The sequence below is a fragment of the Bordetella genomosp. 7 genome (genome assembly GCF_002261415.1).
In the GTDB taxonomy this organism is placed as follows: domain Bacteria; phylum Pseudomonadota; class Gammaproteobacteria; order Burkholderiales; family Burkholderiaceae_B; genus Bordetella_A.
In genome coordinates, this window is the sequence record NZ_NEVI01000014.1 from 317569 (window position 1) to 338105 (window position 20537).

A 20537-nucleotide genomic window follows, 5' to 3' on the forward strand; every position below is an offset into this window, starting at 1 on the left:
GTTTACTTCAGCAGCCCGTCTTTGCGGAACATATCCTTGATGCCGCGCACGGCCTGGCGCGTGCGCTGCTCGTTTTCGATGAGCGCGAAGCGCACGTATTCGTCGCCGTATTCTCCGAAGCCGATGCCGGGCGAAACGGCGACCTTCGCGTCAGACAACAGGCGCTTGGCGAATTCGAGCGAACCCATGGCCCGGTAAGGTTCGGGAATCAGCGCCCAGATGTACATCGAGGCTTTGGGAATCTCGACGTTCCAGCCCGCTTCATGCAGGCCGCGCGCCAGCACGTCTCGACGGCTGCGGTATTGCTCGACGACTTCGGTCACGCATTCCTGCGGGCCGTCCAGCGCCGCGATCGAAGCCACCTGGATCGGCGTGAAGGTGCCGTAGTCGTGGTAGCTCTTGATGCGCGCCAGCGCATTGACGAGTTCGCGGTTGCCCACCATGTAGCCGATGCGCCAGCCGGCCATGTTATAGCTCTTGCTCATGGTGAAGAATTCGACTGCCACGTCGCGCGCCCCTTCCACCTGCATGATGGACGGCGCGACGTAGCCATCGAAGCAGATGTCGGCGTACGCCAGGTCGTGCACGACCAGGATATCGTGTTCCTTGGCCAGCGCGACCACCCGCTCGAAGAACGACAGGTCGACGCATTGCGCGGTGGGATTGCTGGGAAAGCCCAGAATCATCATCTTGGGCTTGGGAATGGATTCGCGCACCGCGCGCTCGAGCTCTTCGAAAAAATCGACGCCCGGCGTCATGCGCACCGAGCGGATGTTGGCGCCCGCGATGACGGCGCCGTAGATGTGGATGGGGTAGCTGGGGTTGGGCACCAGCACGGTGTCGCCGCGGTCGAGCGTGGCCAGCATCAGGTGCGCCAGGCCCTCTTTCGAGCCGATCGTGACGATAGCCTCGCTGTCGGGGTCGAGTTCGACGGCATAGCGGCGCTGGTACCAGTCGCAGATGGCCTTGCGCAGCCGCGGGATGCCCTTGGATACGGAATAGCCGTGCGTCGTGGGCCGCGTCGAGGCTTCGACCAGCTTGTCGACGATGTGCTTGGGCGTGGGGCCGTCGGGGTTGCCCATGGACATGTCGATGATGTCCTCGCCGCGCCGCCGGGCGGCCATTTTGAGCTCGCCAGTGATATTGAACACGTACGGCGGCAGACGCTCGATGCGGGAGAACTTCCTCATGGGGACATTCCTAGGGTTAAGGCGGGACGCGCAGCGCAGTTTGCGGCGCAGCAAAACTCAGTAATCTAGCGCAAGCGGGCCCAGGCGGCAAATGGGGCATTCCACCCCCCCTCGCCCAGGGATATCCTGCAACATGGCCCGATTCCAATGCGCTATCATCGGAAGCATCAAGCCGGAGTTTTTATTGAAGCTGCATACTGACCCTGCATCGGCCCTGAACACGGTAACCGCCTACGGTGACGGTTACATCGAGGTCAACCAGGTACGATTTTCCCACGCGGTGGCCTTCGGTCCCGAAGGCGCCGTCGCCGAGTGGCCGGTCCGGACCGCCACAGATATCACCGCCGCCCTGCTGCAGCAGGCTGCCGGCCTGACCCAGGCGACAAGCGACCCCATGGCCTTCCTGGACGCGCCCGAATCGGCGGCCCCGGCCCGTGGCCAGGGCCCCGAAGTGCTGCTGGTAGGCACGGGCGCGCGGCAGCGGCTGTTGCCGCACGACGTGCTGCGCCCCATGCTGGCCGCCGGCGTGGGCGTGGAAGTCATGGATACGCAGGCAGCCGCGCGCACCTACAACATCCTGATGGCCGAGGGCCGGCGCGTAATCGTCGCCCTGCTGCCCACCGACGGAGATTCCCCCGCATGACGCCTCACATAGGCAAGCCCGCCCCGTCTTTCACCGCCGAAAGCACGATAGGCCCTCTCAGTCTCGAACAATGCCGCGGCCGTGCCGTCGTGCTGTATTTCTACCCCAAGGACAACACCCCGGGCTGCACCACTGAAAGCCAGGATTTCCGCGACCTGCACGCCGATTTCCTGGCCACCGGCGCCGTCGTCATTGGCGTGTCGCGCGATTCCCTGAAGTCGCACGCGAACTTCCAGGCCAAGCACCAGTTGCCCTTTCCCCTGATTTCCGATGCCGACGAAACCGTATGCAATCTGTACGGCGTCATCAAGCAGAAGAATATGTACGGTAAACAGGTACGCGGCATCGAGCGCAGCACCTTCCTCATCGATGCCGAAGGCCGGCTCGTGCAGGAATGGCGCGGGGTGAAGGTGCCCAACCACGCCAACGAAGTGCTGCAGGCCGCCCGCAGCATCGGTTGAACCGAGAACTTTTTTTGTCAGGCGCTATAGCCGGCCCCACAGGAGACCCCCCTACATGCCGCTACCGAAGTTGCCCTCCCGACCCGCAGCTATCCTGACATTCCCCTCGGGCGAAGCCGCCCGTACCAAAACCAAGCCCTCCAGACGGGCCGACACCCCCAAGAGCGCCCCGGCTGCAGCGGCTGCGCTGCCCGTGCAGCCCGAACTGGATGGCCTGAAACCGCATTCCGCCCCGGCGGCGCAGGCCGTGCCGGCCGCGCCCTCGCGACGCCCGACGCCGGCCGCGGCGCCGGCGCGCAAGCCGAAAGCCCGCGCCGGCGCCGCCGGACGCAAGCTCTTCGTGCTGGACACCAACGTGCTGCTGCACGACCCGAGTTCGTTGTTCCGCTTCGAAGAACACGACATCTTCCTGCCCATGATGACGCTCGAAGAGCTCGATCACCAGAAAAAGGGCATGTCGGAAGTGGCGCGCAACGCGCGGCAGGTAAGCCGCTCGCTCGACGCGCTGGTGCATGACGCCAGCCAGCTGGACGACGGCCTCGAACTGAGCGCGCTGGGCAACAAAGAAGCCACCGGTCGCCTGATGTTCCAGACCACGGCCATACACAGCACGCTGCCGGCCGACCTGCCGATGGGCAAGGCCGACAATCAGATCCTGGGCGTGGTGCGCGCGCTGCAGGAACGCTACCCGCAGCGCGAAGTCGTGCTGGTGTCCAAGGACATCAACATGCGCCTGAAGGCGCGCACGCTGGGCATGGCGGCCGAAGACTATTACAACGATCACGTCCTGGAAGACACCGACCTGATGTATTCGGGCGTGATGCAGCTGCCCGAAGACTTCTGGAACCGCCATGGCAAGGACGTCGAATCCTGGCAGCAAGGCGGCACCACGTTTTACCGCGTGCACGGGCCGCTCTGCGCGCAGTTCGTCGTCAACCAGTTCGTGTATTTCGAGGGGCAGATGCCGCTGTATGCGCAGGTGCGCGAAGTCAGCGGCAAAACGGCGGTGCTGGCCACGCTGCGCGACTACACGCACGGCAAGAACAACGTGTGGGGCATCACGGCGCGCAACCGCGAGCAGAACTTCGCGCTGAACCTGCTGATGAATCCCGACTGCGATTTCGTATCGCTCCTGGGGCAGGCCGGCACGGGCAAGACGCTGCTGGCGCTGGCTTCGGGCATCACGCAGGTACTTGAAACCAAGCGCTATACCGAAATCATCATGACGCGCGTGACCGTGCCCGTGGGCGAAGACATCGGCTTCCTGCCGGGCACCGAAGAAGAAAAAATGCTGCCCTGGATGGGAGCGCTGGAAGACAACCTGGATGTGCTCAACATGGGCGACGGCGACGGCGGCGACTGGGGCCGCGCGGCCACCATGGACCTGATCCGCTCGCGGATCAAGGTCAAGTCGCTGAACTTCATGCGGGGCCGCACGTTCCTCAACAAATACCTCATCATCGATGAAGCCCAGAACCTGACGCCCAAGCAGATGAAAACCCTGGTGACACGCGCCGGCCCGGGCACCAAGGTGGTTTGCCTGGGCAACATCGCCCAGATCGACACACCCTACCTTACCGAAGGCAGTTCGGGCCTGACGTTCGTGGTTGACCGCTTCAAGGGCTGGCCGCACGCCGGGCATGTCACCTTGCAGCGCGGCGAACGTTCGCGGCTGGCCGACTACGCGGGCGACGTACTGTAATGACCCCGGCCCGGCCTGTCGGCATCACCATGGGAGATGCAGCCGGCATCGGCCCGGAAATCATCGTCAAGGCGTGCGCGCAAGGCCTGCGGGCGCCGGCGGTCGTTTATGGCGATGCCGGCATCATGCGGCGCGCCGCGGCCGCCCTGGGCGCGCGCCTGGACGTCGTTGAAGTCGGCTCGGCCGCGCAGGCGCAATGCGAGCCGGGATGCATCGAAGTGGTGCCGTGCGGCGCCCCGTTGCCGCCGGACCTGCCCGTGGGCCAGGCCTGCGCGCCCGCGGGGCAGGCCGCCTACGACTATCTCTGCGCGGCGATCGATGCCGCGCAGGCTGGCCACATCCGGGCCATTGTGACCGCGCCGCTGAGCAAGCATTCGATGCATCTGGCGGGCATAGACCAACCGGGCCATACCGAAATCCTGGCAGAACGCACGCACACGGCCGATTACGCCATGATGCTGGCCAACGACGAACTGCGCGTGCTGCTGGTAACCATACACATCGCGCTGGCCGACGTGCCGCGCGCCATCACGTTGCAGGCAGAATCCCGCGCCATCCGGCTCGCCGACCGCGCATGCCGCCAGATGGGCATTGCACGGCCGCGCATCGCCGTGGCCGGGCTGAACCCGCATGCGGGCGAAGACGGCAAGTTCGGACGCGAAGACATCGACATCATCGGGCCGGCCATCGCACAGGCCCGCGACGCCGGCCTGGACGTATCGGGCCCCTGGCCCGGCGATACCGTGTTCATGCGCGCGCGCCGGGGCGAATTCGACATCGTGGTGGCCCAGTATCACGACCAGGGCTTGATACCCGTGAAATACCTGGGCCTGGATCAAGGCGTCAATGTCACGGTGGGCCTGCCCTTCGTGCGCACCAGCGTCGACCATGGCACGGCGTTCGACATTGCCGGCAAAGGCGTTGCCGATGCGGCATCGCTGGTGGCCGCGTTCGATCTGGCCCTGTCCATGACGCCCTGAACACGGGGCGTTGCACGGCGGGTCTACAATACCGGCCTTCGGCGCTCACCGTGGCGCCGCCCGCGCCAGCCGTCTCATGTCCCGCCACACCCGCTTTCTGCCTGACCGCTTCACGCTCTTTATTGCTGCCACCGTCATCATCGCGAGCGTCCTGCCCGCCCACGGCGTCGGCATGGCGGCATCTGAAACGATCACCAACGTCGCCATCGCCCTGCTGTTCTTCCTTCATGGCGCGCGCCTGCCCCGTGAAGCCATCGTGGCCGGCATGATGCACTGGCGCCTGCACCTGACGATATTCTCGGCCACGTTCGTGATGTTTCCGCTGCTGGGCGTGGCACTGAAGCCGCTGCTGCAGCCGCTGGTAACGCCCGAACTCTACACCGGCGTGCTGTTCCTGTGCTGCCTGCCGGCCACGGTGCAATCGGCTATCGCATTTACCTCGATGGCGCGCGGCAATGTGCCCGCGGCCGTGTGCAGCGCCTCGGCCTCCAGCCTGCTGGGCATCTTCCTCACGCCGCTGCTGGTGGGCGTGGTCGTGGTGGCCAGCGCGAGCGCGCCGGTTTCATTCGATGCCGTGGGCAAGATCATGCTGCAGCTGTTGCTGCCGTTCGTGCTGGGGCAGCTATTGCGCCCATGGATCGGCGCCTGGGTGTTTCGCCACAAGAGCCTGCTCAAGTACGTGGACCAGGGCTCTATCCTGCTGGTGGTGTATACCGCTTTTTCCGAGTCGGTCAACGAAGGTCTGTGGCGTGACACCCCTGCCCCCGCCCTGATGGGCCTGGTGCTGACGTGCGGCGTGCTGCTGGCGTTGTCGCTGCTGGGTTGCGTGGCGCTGGGCCGGGTGTTCAAGTTCAAGCTCGAAGACCGCATTACGCTGCTGTTCGGGGGCTCGAAGAAAAGCCTGGCCAGCGGCATTCCGATGGCCCAGGTGATTTTCGCGGGCCAGGCGGTGGGCGCCATGGTGCTGCCCCTGATGCTGTTCCATCAGATACAGCTGATGGTATGCGCCATTCTGGCCGCGCGATACGCCCGGCGTCCGCGCTAGCGGCGCCCGTGCCAGGCGGTCAGCCCGCCATGAGCTTGCGCCAGCCCTCCCAACCCAGCCGCTGCATCGTCTGGATGTTCTTCTCGTAGATTTCCGCAGCATCGGCATAAGCCTCTACGGCGCGGTCGATGCTGTCTTCTCGCAACAGATGAAGAATCGGATGCGGCGACCGGTTGGTGCAGTTTTCGATGTCGTCAGGCAGGCTGTCGGCAAACTGGAACGCGGGATGGAACGTCGCCACCTGCAGTGTGCCCACCAGTCGCATGCGCTTGAGCAGGCGGTCCGACAGGTCGCCGAAATCGTTGAATTCGTAGAAATCATCCAGCGCGTCCGGCACGATCAGCAGCGTGGTGTCGATTTCCTGGTCATCGGCCTGCGACAACAGCAGCAGTTCGTCTTCCAGGTCGGCCAGCACTCCCTCGGCGTCGGTGGCGTCGCTGGCCGCATAGCGTACTTGCTGCTTGACTTGCACCGCCTTGGCAAACGGGCACAGATTCAGGCCGATGACGGCACGCTCCACCCAGAGGCGGGTTTCGTCGATGACGCGCTGATAGGCGCCGGCGGTATGTATCATGGGTTCTCGATCAAACCGGCATGGCCGCCATGGTTTGCGCAACGGCGGCGGTCAGGCGCTTGCCGTACGGTACATGCAGGAACTCGTTGGGGCCGTGCGCGTTCGAGCGGGGCCCCAGCACGCCGCACACCATGAACTGCGCCTTGGGAAACCCCTGCTGCAGCATGCTCATCAGGGGAATCGTGCCGCCCTGCCCGATATAGCCACAAGGCGCGCCGTAGTACTGGTGCGAAGCGGCGTCAAGCGCCCGGGTGAGCCAGGCCGCCGACTCGGGCGCGTTCCAGCCGGTTGCGGCGCCCTGGTCGGCATGGAAGATGACCTTGGCGTTATAGGGGGAATCGGCTTCGAGCAATTGCTTGATTTCTTGCGAAGCCGACACGGCGTCGACCAGCGGCGGCAGGCGCAGCGAAAGTTTGAAGGCGGTGCGCGGACGCAGCACATTGCCGGCGCTGGACAGCGGCGGCAGGCCTTCGGCTCCGGTAACCGACAGGGTCGGCCGCCAGGTGCGGTTCAGCAGCGCTTCTTCGGGATGCGTCGTCATGGGCAACACAAAGCCGCCCTCGGCCCCACAGCTCCAGGGAAAGCGGCGCCAGACTTCGTCGCCCAGAATGCGCGCCGTCTCGCGCACCTGTTCGCGGCGCTGGGCCGGAATTTCGCAATGCAGGCTTTGCGGCAGCAGACGGCCGGTCGAGCTGTCTTCCAGGCGGTCGAGCAGATGGCGCAGGATGCGGAAACTGGAGGGCACCACGCCGCTGGAATCGCCCGAATGCACGCCTTCGTCCAGGACCTGGACTTCGAGGGTGCCCGCGACCAGGCCACGCAGCGAGGTGGTCATCCAGAGCTGGTCATAGTTGCCCGCGCCCGAATCCAGGCACACCACCAGCGCGACATTGCCCAGGCGGTCGCGCAGGGCATCGATATAGGGCAGGAGGTCATAGCTGCCGGATTCTTCGCACGTTTCCACGATGCCCACGCAGCGCGGGCGGGCCACGCCCTGCGCGTCCAGCGCCATGATCGCGGTGAGAGACGCGTAGATGGCATAGCCGTCGTCTGCGCCGCCGCGGCCGTAGAGCTTGCCGTCCTCATATTTGGGCGTCCAGGGGCCCAGGTCGGAACGCCATCCCGAGAATTCCGGCTGCTTGTCGAGATGGCCGTACAACAGTATGGTGTCGCCGCTATCGGCGCGCGTGGCGGGCGCGTCGAAGAAAATGACCGGCGTGCGGCCAGGCAGGCGCACCACCTCGAGCTTCAGCCCCGCCACCTTGCGTGATTCCACCCACTGCGCCGCATCGCGCACCACGCGCTCGATATAGGCGTTTTTTTCCCAGTCGGCGTCGAAGGCCGGGCTCTTGGCCGGCACGGCGATATAGTCGGTCAGCGCCGGGATGATCTCGTCATCCCACTGGCGGTCGACATACGCCTGCAGGGCGTCGGGATCGAGCGTGGGCGGCAGGGCGTCGTCGGGAATGCGGGCGTTCATGGCGGAGTTCTCCGGCAGGGCTGAACCTGGATTTTATGCCCGGGCACCAAAAAAAGGGGCGCCTGCCCGGCGCCCCTGCCAACGGAGCGCTGCAGGCGCCCGGATTCTTCGCCGATCAGCCCACCCACACCCGGGCATTGCGGAACATGCGCATCCAGGGGCTGTAGGCGCCGCCGCTGTCGGCCGCGCCCCATTTTTGCGGCGCCCACGACATCATCACATTGCGCGTGACGCGCTCCGGGTGCGGCATGATGACCGTAAAGCGGCCGTCGGCGGTGGTGACCGAGGTCTGCCCGCCCGGGCTGCCATTGGGATTGAACGGATAGGCTTCGGTGGGGTTGCCGCGGTGATCGACGAAACGCGCCGCCACCAGCGCCTTGGCGGCATCGCCCTGCACCGCGTAGTTGGCGTAGCCTTCGCCATGCGCTACCGCGACGGGCACCCGGGTTCCCGCCATGCCCGCAAAGAAAATCGACGGCGTATCGCCGATTTCGACCAGAGACAGGCGCGCTTCGTACTTTTCGGACTGGTTGCGGGTAAAGCGCGGCCAGTGCTCGGCGCCGGGGATCATGGGCGCCAGCGCAGCCATCATCTGGCAGCCATTGCACACCCCCAGCGCGAAGGTGTCGGGGCGGTTGAAGTAGGCGGCGAACTGGTCGGAAAGCCGGCTGTTGAAGCGGATGGTGCGGGCCCAGCCCTCGCCCGCGCCCAGGACGTCGCCATAGCTGAAGCCACCCACGGCGACCAGCCCTTGCATGGCGCTGAGATCGATGCGGCCCGCCAGCAGGTCGGTCATGTGCACGTCGATGGCCTCGAAGCCGGCGGTGTCGAACGCCCAGGCCATCTCCACCTGGCTGTTGCAGCCCTGTTCACGCAGGATGGCCACGCGGGGACGCGCGCCGCCGGCGATGAACGGCGCTGCGACGTCTTCCTGGGGGTCGAAGCTCACGCGCGGAGACAGGCCGGGATCGGCGACGTCGTTCCAGGTATCGAGTTCAGCCTGCGCGCAGGCCGGGTTGTCGCGACGCGCCATGATGCGATAGCTGACTTCGCTCCAGGCGCGGCCCAACTCGGCGCGCGGCTGGCTCCACACCTTTTTGCCATCGCGGAAGAATTCGACCATGTCGGCATCGTTCAGGCCGCCGATGACATGCGAATGCGCCGACAGGCCGGCGCCGCGCAGCACCTGCATCACCGCATCGCGCTGCGCCGCAGGCACCTGGATGACGGCGCCCGCCTCTTCGGAAAACAAGGCCTTGAGCGTGAGTTCGTCGCGCTGCACCGCCACTTGTTCGGGGCGGATCTTGTAGTCGCCCCAGTCGGCCGAGCCGGGGTCGAACGTGAGCATGTCCAGGTTGACCGAAATGCCGGTGCGGCCTGCGAACGCCATTTCGCACAGCGTGGCAAACAGGCCGCCGTCGGAGCGGTCATGGTAGGCCAGCAATACGCCGGCTTCGGCCAGCGTGCGGATCGTGACGAAGAACGTGCGCAGGTCTTGCGGCGTATCGATGTCGGGCACGCTGTCGCCGACCTGGTTGTACGCCTGCGCCAGGATCGAGCCGCCCATGCGGTGCCGGCCGCGTCCCAGGTCGATGACGATGAGCACGCTGTCGCCGGCGTCCGTGCGCAATTGCGGGGTGAGGCTGGCGCGCACGTCTCCCACCGGCGCAAACGCGGTCACGATGAGCGACACCGGAGCCACGACCTGGCGCTGCTCGCCGTCCTGTTCCCAGGAGGTTTTCATGGACAGCGAATCCTTGCCCACCGGAATGGACAGGCCGGTGGCCTGGCACAGCTCGCTGACGGCGGACACGGTGTCGTACAGCGCGGCATCCTGCCCGGGCACGCCGCAGGCCGCCATCCAGTTGGCCGAAAGCTTGATGTCTTCGAGACGGGCCACGTCGGCGGCGGCCAGGTTGGTCAGCGCCTCGGCAACCGCCATGCGGCCGGACGCGGGGGCATCGAGCACCGCCAAGGGCGTACGCTCGCCCATGGCCATGGCCTCGCCCCGGAAACCCTCATAGTCGGCCAGGGTGACGGCGCAGTCGGCCACGGGAACCTGCCAGGGCCCGACCATCTGGTCGCGGCTGGACAGGCCGCCCACGGTGCGGTCGCCGATCGTGATGAGGAACGATTTATTGGCCACGGTGGGATGACGCAGCACGCGGTAGGCGGCCTCGGTGAGATCGATGCCGACCAGGTCGAGCGGCTCGGCGACCGCCGGCAGGCGTTGCACATCGCGCGTCATGCGCGGCGGCTTGCCCAGGATGACGTCGATGGGCACGTCGACGGGCCGCGTACCGGCCGCGCCGGCCGCCTGCTCGGCGTCCAGCCCTGGCAGGCCTTCACCATCGACCACGCGCAACTGCCGCGATTCGGTAGCCACGCCCACCACGGCATAGGGGCAGCGCTCGCGCCGCGCGATCGCATCGAAGCGTTCAAGGTCTTGCGGCAGAATCGCCAGCACGTATCGCTCTTGGGACTCGTTGCTCCAGATTTCGGCGGGCGACAGGCCGGATTCTTCGAGCGGCACGCGCTTGAGGTCGAATACGGCGCCGCGCCCGGCATCGTTGACCAGTTCGGGAAAAGCGTTGGACAACCCTCCGGCGCCCACGTCGTGAATGGCCAGGATGGGGTTGGCCTTGCCCTGCTGCCAGCAGCGGTCGATGACTTCCTGCGCCCGGCGTTCGATTTCCGGATTGCCGCGCTGCACCGAATCAAAATCGAGCTCGGCGAAATTGCTGCCCATGCTGATGCTGGACGCAGCCCCACCGCCCATGCCGATGCGAAAGCCCGGGCCGCCCAGCTGGATGAGCAGCGCCCCGGGGGGGATGACTTCTTTGTGCGTGAGTTCGGCGTCGATGGAACCCAGGCCGCCCGCGATCATGATGGGCTTGTGGTAGCCCCAGCGCGTGCCGCCGGCCGTTTGCTCGTAGGTACGGAAGTAGCCCAGCAGATTGGGACGCCCGAATTCGTTGTTGAAGGCCGCGCCGCCGATGGGGCCGTCGATCATGATCGACAGCGGCGAGGCGATGCGATCGGGCAGCCCGTGATGGTCGGCTTCCCAGGGTTGCAAAGCGTCGGAAAAACGCAAGTGCGACACGGTGAAGCCGGTCAGGCCGGCCTTCGGCTTGGAACCCCGGCCCGTGGCGCCTTCGTCGCGGATCTCGCCGCCCGCGCCCGTCGCGGCGCCTGGAAATGGCGCGATCGCCGTAGGATGGTTGTGCGTTTCGACCTTCATCAGGGTGTGGACGACCGCGTCACGACGCACATAGCGCGTCGCGTCGCCATTGCCATCGCCGGCGCTGTCCGAAGCCGGAACGCCGGCCTGGAAACGCTGCGCCGGGCCGCCCTGCATGATCGCGGCGTTGTCGGAATAGGCCACCACGGTGCCTTCGGGCTGCGCCCTGTGCGTGGCGCGGATCATGCCGAAAAGGGTCTCGGATTGCGGTTGGCCATCGATGACCCACTGCGCGTTGAAGATCTTGTGGCGGCAGTGTTCGCTGTTGGCCTGCGCGAACATCATGAGTTCGACGTCGGTGGGATCGCGCCCCAGCGCCCCGAATGCCTGTGCGAGATAATCGATTTCGTCCTCGGACAACGCCAGGCCCAGGGCGATGTTGGCCTCGGCCAGCGCGGCGCGCCCGTCGGCCTGCACCGGCACCGTGCGCATCGGCTTGCCTTCGAGCGGCTGGAACAACGCCTGCGCGTCGAAATCGGCATTGACCACCGTTTCGGTCATGCGGTCGTGCAGGCAATCGGCCGCACGCGCCAGCATGGTTTCGTCCAGCGTCTTGGCGCCGAGCAGCCCGCGTTCGGGAACCAGGAAATAACGCACGCCACGCTCGACGCGGCGCACGGCATCCAGGCCGCAGTTATGCGCGATGTCGGTCGCCTTGCTGGCCCACGGCGAGATCGTGCCCAGGCGGGGGATGACCAGCAGGGACAGGCTCTTGGGCGGGACTTCGCCGGCCGGCTCGGTGCCGTAGTCGAGCAGTTGCACAAGCTGCTGTTGCCGGGCGTCGTCCAGCCGCGCATCGGTGCTGACGAAATGCTCGTAGCGGGCCGAGATATCGGCGACGGGCAAGCCCGCTTCGCGCAATTGCGCCAGCAGCCGCTCGCGGCGAAAAGCGGAAAGGACGGAAGAACCGGGCAGATGCTGAACGAAAGACACGATGCGGGCGCCGTTTGAAATTGAGGAAAGGCAAAACAGGGATTTTACCTTTTCAGGGATTTCCCGGAATTGGCGCTTCGCCGCGCCAGCCCCGGCCCGGAATCACGCACGAAATGGCCCCGGTTACAAAATAATTCCCGTGGCGGGCGTCCAGATTGCCGCGTTGCAATATTCATGCCTTTTGCGGAAACCCGGCGATTTCATCGAGAAGTCGACCCATGCATGTAGAGTTTTTATTGCGCTGCAGTATGTTGTGCCGCGTCTTCATCCACGGGAAAACACGCACTAACGCGCCGCCGCACCGCGGGTAGGATGCTGCGATCCCGACTTGCCCGCCTTGCCGCTGTTGCCAATGCCCCGCCATGATGTCCACACCGAACCGGCCGAACCGGTCGAGCCCATCATCCCCGACGAACGCGATCCTGCCGTAAAAGTCCCCCTGGCCCTGGAAGACTGGCTGGCAGTGAGCGTGCTGGCGGTGCTTGCGCTCATTACGTTCGGCAACGTGCTGGTGCGCTACTTTACCGACCAGTCATTTGCCTGGACGGAAGAAATTTCGGTATTCCTGCTGATTGTGCTGACCATGGCGGGCGGCAGCGCCGCATTCGTGCGCAACCACCATATCCGGATCGAAGCGGTAGCCGACGCCGGCTCGCCGGCCCGCCAGCGCCGCCTGGCGTTGGTTTCCAACGTGGTGGTGCTGCTGTTCTTCGTCCTGCTTACCGTGCTGTCGACGCGGCTGGTGTACGACGAGTACATCTATGAAGAGACTTCGCCGGCCATAGGTGTGCCTACGTGGTGGTATTCCATATGGCTGCCCGTGCTGGCGGCAGTGGTTGCACTGCGCACCCTCGGCACACTGCGCCGGCTCTGGAGCGAGCGGCGATGATCGCCACCCTGCTCTTCGTCGTGTTCGCGGCGCTGATGATCATCGGCGTGCCGGTAGGCGTGGCGCTGGGTGTGGCAGGCACGCTGGCGATCGTGATGTCGAACCAGGACGTGGCATGGTTCGGCCTGCTCGCGGTGCCGCAGAATTTCTACGCCGGCCTGGCCAAGTATCCCCTGCTGGCCATCCCCATGTTCGTGCTGGTCGGTTCGATCTTCGACCGGTCGGGGGTCGCGCGACGGCTGGTCGACCTGGCGATTGCCATCGTGGGGCGCGGGCCGGGCATGTTGCCGCTGGTGGCAATTGCCGTTGCCATGTTCCTGGGCGGCATTTCGGGCTCGGGGCCGGCTTGTGCAGCCGCCGTGGGCGCGGTCATGATCGCCGCGATGTCACGCGCCGGCTATCCGGGTTCGTTCTCGGCATCGGTGGTGGCCGCCGGGGCGGCCACAGACATCCTGATCCCGCCGTCGATTGCCTTCATTATCTATTCGGTGCTGGTGCCCGGCGCCTCGGTGCCCGCGCTGTTCGCGGCCGGGATGGTGCCCGGCCTGCTCGCCGGCATCGCCCTGATCGTGCCCACGGTCTGGCTGGCTCGCAGAAACAAGTTCGGCGGGCTGGAAGCCCACCTGCCCCGCCCCCCGTTCTGGGCCAGCCTGCGCGAGGCCAGCTGGGGGCTGGCCGCCCCGGTACTGATATTGGGCGGTATGCGCATGGGCTGGTTCACGCCCACCGAAGCCGCCGTGGTCGCGGTGTTCTATGGCCTGTTCGTGGGCATGTGCATTCACCGCAGCATCAAAGTGCGCGACCTGTTCATCATCTTGCGAGAGGCGGCCGAGCTGTCGGCGGTCATCATGCTGGTGGTGGCGCTGGCCGGCATTTTTGCGTGGGCCCTGTCCACGCTCAGCATCATCGACCCTGTTACACATGCCATCGTCAACTCCGGCCTGGGCGAATGGGGCGTGCTGGCGCTGCTGGTCCTGTTGCTGATGATCATGGGCATGTTCCTGGACGGGATCTCGATATTCCTGATCTTCGTGCCGCTGCTCATGCCGATCGCCGACGCCTACGGTTGGGACCCGGTGTGGTTCGGCGTGATCCTGACCTTGAAGGTGGCGCTGGGCCAGTTCACGCCGCCATTGGCCGTCAACCTGATGGTGTCGTGCCGCATCGCGCGCGTGCCGATGGAGTCGACGATTCCCTGGGTGCTATGGTTGCTGGGCGCTATGTTCCTGGTACTGATAGCCGTGCTGGCCTTTCCGCAGCTGGCTCTCTGGCTGCCGCATTACCTGGGATACTGAAGCAAGGCGGCCTGATAAATCCACAACGTCATATAGCGAGGAGAACACGATGAAATTACGCAACATGATCGGCGCCGCCTTGTGCGCGGCCATCACGCTGGCCGTGCCGGCGGCGCACGCACAGAATTACAAATCGGAGTACAAGCTGTCCATCGTGGTCGGCACCACGTTCCCGTGGGGCCAGGGCGCCACCATCTGGTCGGACCTGGTACGCGAGCGCACCGACGGCCGCATCAACATCAAGGTGTATCCCGGCACCTCGCTCGTGCAGGGCGACCAGACACGCGAATTCACCGCAATACGCCAGGGCGTGATCGACATGGCCGTGGGCTCTACCATCAACTGGTCGCCCCAGGTCAGACAACTGAACCTGTTCTCGCTGCCCTTCCTGATGCCCGACTATGCCGCCATCGACGCACTGGTGCAGGGCGAAGTCGGCCAGGAGCTCTTCAAGGTTATCGAGAAAGCGGGCGTGGTGCCGCTGGCCTGGGGCGAAAACGGCTACCGCCAGCTGAGCAATTCGCGCCACCCCGTGTCCAAGCCTGAAGACCTCAAGGGCCTGAAGCTGCGCGTAGTGGGGTCGCCGCTGTACATCGATACTTTTACGGCCCTGGGAGCCAACCCTACGCAAATGAGCTGGGCAGACGCGCAGCCGGCGCTGGCCGGCGGCGCGGTGGACGGCCAGGAAAACCCGCTGTCCATCTACACCGGCGCCAAGCTGTACGATGTTGCGCAGAAGTACCTGACCTTATGGAACTATGTGGCCGACCCGTTGGTGTTCGTGGTCAACCGCGAGGTCTGGGAATCGTGGTCCGAGGCCGACCGCAAGATCGTGCGTGAAGCAGCGCTGGAAGCCGGCAAGCGCCAGATCGCCATCGCGCGCAAGGGTGTCACGCCGCAAGACCCATCGCTGCTCAAGGAAATCGAAGGGCATGGCGTGACGGTTACTTCGCTGACGCAGGAACAGCACGCGGCGTTCGTGAAGGCAACCAAGCCCGTATACGACAAATGGAAGTCGCGCATCGGCCAGGAACTGGTCGACCTGGCCGAGAAGTCGATCGCGGCCCGCACGAAATAAGCAGCAGCCCACAGGGGAGAACGGCGGCATTGCCGCCACCGGAAGGCCGGGCACAGAACCCGCCTCCAGCACGGACGCCATCGGGCGTCCGTGTTTTTTTGCGCGGCGGCGCCTGGGGCCGACGAGGCCGGACACCCGCGGCCGCGCACGTGTGTTCCGGCCCGTTCAGGCCGGGTCGGGATAACTGACTTCGAGGATCTCGAGCTCTTCGACGCCGCCCGGTGTGCGCAGCACCACGGTGTCGCCCTCGCGGGCCTTGATCAGCGCACGCGCCACGGGCGATATCCAGCTGATCTTGCCCGTGAGCGGTTCGGCCTCGTCGACGCCGACGATGGTGACGGCGTGTGTCTCGCCCGCCTTGTCCATGTAGGTGACCGTGGCGCCGAAGAACACTTGGTCGCGGTTGGGCTGCGCCGAGGGGTCGACCACCTCGGCCACGTCGAGCCGCTTGGTCAGGAACCGCATCCGCCGGTCGATTTCGCGCAGCCGCTTCTTGCCGTAGAGATAGTCGCCGTTCTCGGAGCGGTCGCCATTTGACGCGGCCCACGACACGACCTGCACAACGGCCGGCCGCTCGACATTCATCAGGTGCGCCAACTCGTCGCGCAGCCTGGCATAGCCCGCAGGCGTCATGTAGTTGCGCGTGCCGGCCGGCAAGATCTGCGCGTCGGGCAGCTCATCGTCGTCGTCGCGATCGGATTCTTTGACAAAAGCCTTGTTCATGAAAACTTCAGAACCAGTCGTGCCATACGGGTTTTAGGTCTGCAGGCAACGGCGCAAGCGCACCCAGGTCGACCCGGCTTTCACGCGGGCTGTGGAAATCCGAGCCGCGCGAGGCCAGGAAGCCGTAGCGCCGCGCCACCTGCGCATAATGCCTTGCTTCTTCGACCGTATGGCTGCCCGTGGTGACTTCGATGCCCTCGCCTCCGCACTGCAGGAACTCTTCAAAAAGGGCATCAAACTGGGTGGGCGTATATTTGTAGCGGCCCGGATGCGCGATGACGGCGCGGCCACCGGCCTGGCGGATCCATGTCACCGCGTCGGCGAGCTTTGCCCATTGCATGGGCACGTACCCCGGGCAATCGTCGCCCAGATATTTGTTGAATACGGTTTGCACATCGGGGCAATAGCCCGCCTGCACCATGTACCTTGCAAAGTGCGTGCGGCTGACCAGTTCGGGGTTGCCCGCAAAGGGCAAGGCGCCTTCATACGTGCCGGGAATACCCAATTCGGCCAGGCGCTGTCCCATGCGGCGCGCACGCTCGGCGCGGCCCGCGCGCGTGGCTCGCAGCCCGTGCACCAGGGCCTGGTTGGCCGCATCGAAGCCCAGGCCGACAATGTGAACCGTTTGCGCCGCCCACGTCACCGATATTTCGACGCCGGTGACAAATCGCATACCGAAGCCCGCTGCCGCGGCGCCCGCCTCGGCCAAGCCGCCGACCTCATCGTGATCGGTCAGCGCCCACACATCGACCCCATTGGCGCATGCGCGCGCAGCCACCTGGGCCGGCGGCAACACGCCGTCGGACACGGTGGAATGGCAATGCAGATCGACGTTGAGAGCGGTAGGCATGAGTTCATTGTACGGCCGCAGGGCGCGCGCAGTCCGTTTCAGTCTGCCGGATGAGCAAGCAAAAATTTCGCCACCGGATCGACCTGTGCGTCGTCCAGGAGCGTAGGCGCATGCCCCACGTCGGGCACTTCTACCAGCCTTGCTCGCGGGTTGCGCGCCAGCATCTCGGCCGCGGTTTCGGCCGTCAGCAGATCCGACTGCGCGCCGCGCACGACCAATACCGGGCAGTCCAGCGAATCGTACGCGTGCCATAGGACCTGCTCGCCGGTGGCGTAGGCGTCCGCCGTCTGCGCCGCAAGCGGCAGCGCCAGGTTCAGGTCGTAGTGTTTGACCCACTTGCCATCGCGCTGCACGTACACGTGCCTGGCCAGATCCTCCCATTGCTCATCGGTGTGCGGCCCGAAGGTGGCCGATACCTCGCGCACCGCCCGCACCGCCTGGTCAAAGGAGTCGAAACGCCCTGGCTGGCCGACATACTGGCCAATGCGCGCCAGCGCCGCCGGTTCGAGCCGCGGGCCGACGTCATTGAGCACCATACGCTCGAACCGGATGTCGCGGCCTTCGGGCCAGTCGCCACCATTGGGCTGCGAGGCACGCGCCATGCGGGCGTATGCCGCGGCGCCCGCCAGCCCCAGTCCGATCAGCCCGCCCATCGAGGTGCCCACCCAAGCCAGCGTAGCGGGTCGCAGCCGGGCGATCAGCGTCACCATGTCGGACACATACTGCGGCACGGTATACAGCGCAGGATTGCTCAGCCAATCAGACCGTCCTCGTCCCACGACATCCGGGCACACCACACGGTACTGGCCGGCAAGCCGTCGCGCCAAGGTATCGAAATCGCGCCCGGTGCGGGTCAGGCCATGCACGCAGAGCAGTATCCGGTCGTTGTCGGGATCGCCCCATTCGGTATAGGCCATGCGATGCAATCCTGCAGCGCTGGCGCATGTGACGAAATCGAATCGGGGTGCCTGCATGTAGTGCTCCGCCTGGACGAACAAGAGCTACATCTTATAGCAGCATCAGTGGCGAGCCTCCCGGTGCCAATAGCGCCGCGAGGCCAGCGCATGTGCTCGCACTTCCAGATCGCCCGGAGCCGAGATGACGGTAACGGCGCCGTGCACGTCTGTGCGCCAGAACCGCGCGCCGGCGGCCTCCCAGCGTGCCTGCACCCGGGGCGACGGGTGCCGGAAGCGGTTCAGGCGTCCGGCCTGGGCGATCACGTGGGCGGCCTGCGCGGCGCCGACCAGTGGGGCGCTGGAGGACGTGGTCGAGCCGTGGTGCGGCGCCAGCACTACGTCCGTGCGAGGAAGCTGCCGTGCCACGCCGCGTTCCTGGGCGGCGCCGATGTCGCCCGGCAGCAGCACGGCGTGCGAGCGTCCTTGCACCAGCAGTACGCAACTGTACGCGTTGCCCTCGCCGCCTGCGCCCTCGGGCGGATGCAGGAAACGGAACGCTACGCCATCGACATGCCATGCCTGCCCCGCCGCACAGCGCCGCATGGACTGCGGCAGGCGCGGCATCGCAGCACCGGCAGGGGTGGTGTCCGCCGTCACTTTCGCGCGCATGTCGAACGATGCATGCGCCTGGGAAACGGACATCGATGCCAGCACGCTGGCCAGGCCGCCGGCATGGTCCAGGTCGGCATGGGAGACCACCAGCCCGTCCAGGCGCCGATAACCCCTCGCCCGCAGGAACGGCACGATATAGCGTTCGCCGGCATCGGCCGCATCGCCATGGCGCGGGCCGGTGTCGATCAGCCATGCCTGCGTGGCCGTTTCGAGCACGATGGCGCTGCCCTGCCCCACATCCAGCGCGGTAAGGGTCCAGTGACCGGCGGCAGGCCGCTCCGGCCGCCAGCAGAGCATGGGCAGCAACAGCAGCCAACCCGCGCCGCGCGCCGGCCAGCCCGATGGCTGCAGCGCCCAGGCCACGCCCACCGCGGCGAGCGCCACCCATGGCCACGGCGCCGCCGCGACGTCCATCACGGCCCACGGCGATGCTGCGGCCCATAGCGTGGGCCACATCATCGCTTCGAAAATCGCATGCCCGACAATGCCGCAGGCCTGCCCGACGAACTGCAGCCCCGGCACGGCCGCGAACGCAGCGCACAGCAAGGCCAGCGGCGTCACCAGAAAACTGACGATGGGAATAGCGTATGCATTGACCACGGGCGAGGCGAGCGACACCTGGTGCACCAGGTAAGCCAGCAATGGCACCAAACCCAGCGTAATGGCCATCTGGATGCGGCTGAATTCCTGCACCAGGCGGCCCAGGCGCACAGTCCAGCCGCTCCGGGCGGCAGGCGCCGGCGTGTCGGCGGCGCGCAGCAGAATCGCCACCGCGCCGAACGAGAGCCAGAAACCCGGCGCCAGCACCGCCCACGGATCAAACAACACCACGGCCGCCGCTGCCAGCGCCAGCACGCGCATGCCGGACAGGGGCAGCCGCATCATGGCCGCCACCGCCACCACCGCCAGCATGAAGAACGTGCGGCGCGCCGGCACGCCCCATCCCGCCAGCAGGCAGTACAACAGCGCAGTGCCCAGCGCGACCGCAGCGCCGACCATCTGGGCGGGCACCCGCTCCGGCAGGCCGATGTGACGCCAGCGCGCCCGGCGCCAGGCGAACATGGCGAGGTATCCTCCAAGCCCGGCGATCAGGGTCACATGCATGCCGCTGATCGATACCAGGTGCGTGATGCCCGTGCGGTTGAATATCCGCCAATCGTCGCGTTGCACCCCAGCCTGGTCTCCCATGGCCAACGCCACCAGCACCGGCGCGTAGCGCCGCTGCCCGATGGCCTCGCGCATGGCGGCACGCACATGGTGTCGCATGCGTTCTATCACGACGCCTGCGCTGGCCCACGGCTGATCGCGCAGCAACACGGGCATGCCGCGCACGGTTGCCATCGCGCCTATGCCCGATGCAAAAAAGCGCCCTTCGGCATCATTGCCATGCGGGTTGCGCGTGCCGTGCGGGTGGCGCAGCACCAGCGCCATGCGCCATACCTGGCCGGGCAAGGGTTCGGGCACCCGCATGCCTTGGGCCGCCCGCCACGACACCGCGATGCGCGCCGGTACGCCGGCAGGGGCGCCCTCGGCCGGCTCGCCCGTAAAGCGCCATTGCCCGGCATCACCCTGGGCAAGGTCAGTCACGCGCACGGCAAGCCGCGTGACCACATCATGATGCGCGGGCGCCAGCGCGTCATCGAGCCTGGCGTGGGCATGCCAGGCGGCCCATGCTGCGCCCAACCCGAAGCCCAGCCAGGCCGCAGCGCACTGGCCGGCCAGCCGGTGGCGCCGCCGACTCGACGCCACGACGGCCGACGGCAGCCACGACACCGCCCACAACCCCCACCGGTTCGCGGCAGGCAACTCTGGCAGCAGCTGGACGGCCGATACGCCCGCCAGTATGGCCAACAGGAAAAGACGCCCGACGATGCTGTTCCCCCAA

General features: G+C 66.2%; 16 protein-coding genes. 8 read left to right on the plus strand and 8 right to left on the minus strand.

All coding sequences use genetic code 11. From position 1 onward, the window contains the following. Positions 1–2 precede the first annotated feature (2 nt). Positions 3–1190 carry an alanine transaminase gene (gene alaC / locus CAL18_RS08445; RefSeq protein WP_094817678.1) on the minus strand — a complete coding sequence of 396 codons (1188 nt, stop codon included), beginning with the start codon at positions 1188–1190 and terminating at the stop codon, positions 3–5. A 184-nt stretch (positions 1191–1374) separates the two neighbouring features. On the opposite strand from alaC, the gene CAL18_RS08450 reads away from it, so the two are divergent. The 5 genes from CAL18_RS08450 (at position 1375) to CAL18_RS08470 (ending at position 6021) form a co-directional block, all read left to right on the plus strand. Further along, entirely contained in the window at positions 1375–1833 is a 459-nt protein-coding gene (locus CAL18_RS08450; protein ID WP_026638092.1) for an Mth938-like domain-containing protein, read from the plus strand. Continuing rightward, positions 1830–2294 carry a peroxiredoxin gene (locus CAL18_RS08455; protein WP_026638093.1) on the plus strand — a complete coding sequence of 155 codons (465 nt, stop codon included), beginning with the start codon at positions 1830–1832 and terminating at the stop codon, positions 2292–2294. The genes CAL18_RS08450 and CAL18_RS08455 overlap by 4 nt, the downstream gene beginning before the upstream one ends. 55 nt (positions 2295–2349) lie before the next feature. Next, a complete protein-coding gene (locus tag CAL18_RS08460) occupies positions 2350–3996 on the plus strand; it encodes a PhoH family protein (protein WP_094817679.1) in 1647 nt (548 codons plus the stop codon). After that, entirely contained in the window at positions 3996–4976 is a 981-nt protein-coding gene (pdxA, locus tag CAL18_RS08465) for a 4-hydroxythreonine-4-phosphate dehydrogenase PdxA (protein ID WP_094796688.1), read from the plus strand. Before CAL18_RS08460 ends, pdxA begins: the two co-directional genes overlap by 1 nt. 76 nt (positions 4977–5052) lie before the next feature. After that, positions 5053–6021 carry a bile acid:sodium symporter family protein gene (locus CAL18_RS08470; RefSeq protein ID WP_094817680.1) on the plus strand — a complete coding sequence of 323 codons (969 nt, stop codon included), beginning with the start codon at positions 5053–5055 and terminating at the stop codon, positions 6019–6021. 19 nt (positions 6022–6040) lie between these two features. Here CAL18_RS08470 and CAL18_RS08475 read toward each other — a convergent pair whose 3' ends face one another. The 3 genes from CAL18_RS08475 to purL all read right to left on the minus strand — a co-directional run bounded on the left by CAL18_RS08475 (position 6041) and on the right by purL (position 12249). Then, complete coding sequence (locus CAL18_RS08475) at positions 6041–6595, minus strand: DUF1415 domain-containing protein (RefSeq protein ID WP_094817681.1); 555 nt, start codon at positions 6593–6595, stop codon at positions 6041–6043. A 10-nt stretch (positions 6596–6605) separates the two neighbouring features. Continuing rightward, positions 6606–8075 (minus strand): M20 family metallopeptidase, encoded by a 1470-nt coding sequence (locus tag CAL18_RS08480; RefSeq protein ID WP_026638098.1) that lies wholly within the window; start codon positions 8073–8075, stop codon positions 6606–6608. A 115-nt stretch (positions 8076–8190) separates the two neighbouring features. After that, positions 8191–12249 carry a phosphoribosylformylglycinamidine synthase gene (gene purL, locus CAL18_RS08485; protein ID WP_094817682.1) on the minus strand — a complete coding sequence of 1353 codons (4059 nt, stop codon included), beginning with the start codon at positions 12247–12249 and terminating at the stop codon, positions 8191–8193. A 352-nt stretch (positions 12250–12601) separates the two neighbouring features. On the opposite strand from purL, the gene CAL18_RS08490 reads away from it, so the two are divergent. From CAL18_RS08490 to CAL18_RS08500, 3 genes are read left to right on the plus strand one after another with little or no spacing between them, the layout of a single operon-like run. Beyond that, positions 12602–13138 carry a TRAP transporter small permease gene (locus tag CAL18_RS08490; RefSeq protein WP_038851865.1) on the plus strand — a complete coding sequence of 179 codons (537 nt, stop codon included), beginning with the start codon at positions 12602–12604 and terminating at the stop codon, positions 13136–13138. Then, positions 13135–14433: a TRAP transporter large permease gene (locus CAL18_RS08495; protein WP_026638101.1), complete on the plus strand. Its 1299-nt coding sequence runs from the start codon at positions 13135–13137 to the stop codon at positions 14431–14433. The genes CAL18_RS08490 and CAL18_RS08495 overlap by 4 nt, the downstream gene beginning before the upstream one ends. A gap of 49 nt (positions 14434–14482) precedes the next feature. After that, complete coding sequence (locus CAL18_RS08500; protein ID WP_094817683.1) at positions 14483–15511, plus strand: DctP family TRAP transporter solute-binding subunit; 1029 nt, start codon at positions 14483–14485, stop codon at positions 15509–15511. 165 nt (positions 15512–15676) lie between these two features. Here CAL18_RS08500 and greB read toward each other — a convergent pair whose 3' ends face one another. From greB to CAL18_RS08520, 4 genes are read right to left on the minus strand one after another with little or no spacing between them, the layout of a single operon-like run. Beyond that, on the minus strand, positions 15677–16234 hold the full coding sequence (greB, locus tag CAL18_RS08505) for a transcription elongation factor GreB (protein ID WP_094817684.1): 558 nt from the start codon (positions 16232–16234) through the stop codon (positions 15677–15679). Positions 16235–16241: 7 nt separating this feature from the next. Beyond that, positions 16242–17084 (minus strand): 3',5'-nucleoside bisphosphate phosphatase, encoded by an 843-nt coding sequence (locus tag CAL18_RS08510; protein ID WP_094817685.1) that lies wholly within the window; start codon positions 17082–17084, stop codon positions 16242–16244. A 38-nt stretch (positions 17085–17122) separates the two neighbouring features. Beyond that, positions 17123–18058 carry an alpha/beta fold hydrolase gene (locus CAL18_RS08515; RefSeq protein WP_094817686.1) on the minus strand — a complete coding sequence of 312 codons (936 nt, stop codon included), beginning with the start codon at positions 18056–18058 and terminating at the stop codon, positions 17123–17125. Positions 18059–18103: 45 nt separating this feature from the next. Continuing rightward, positions 18104–20503 carry a DNA internalization-related competence protein ComEC/Rec2 gene (locus CAL18_RS08520; protein ID WP_094817687.1) on the minus strand — a complete coding sequence of 800 codons (2400 nt, stop codon included), beginning with the start codon at positions 20501–20503 and terminating at the stop codon, positions 18104–18106. Positions 20504–20537: the final 34 nt, after the last annotated feature.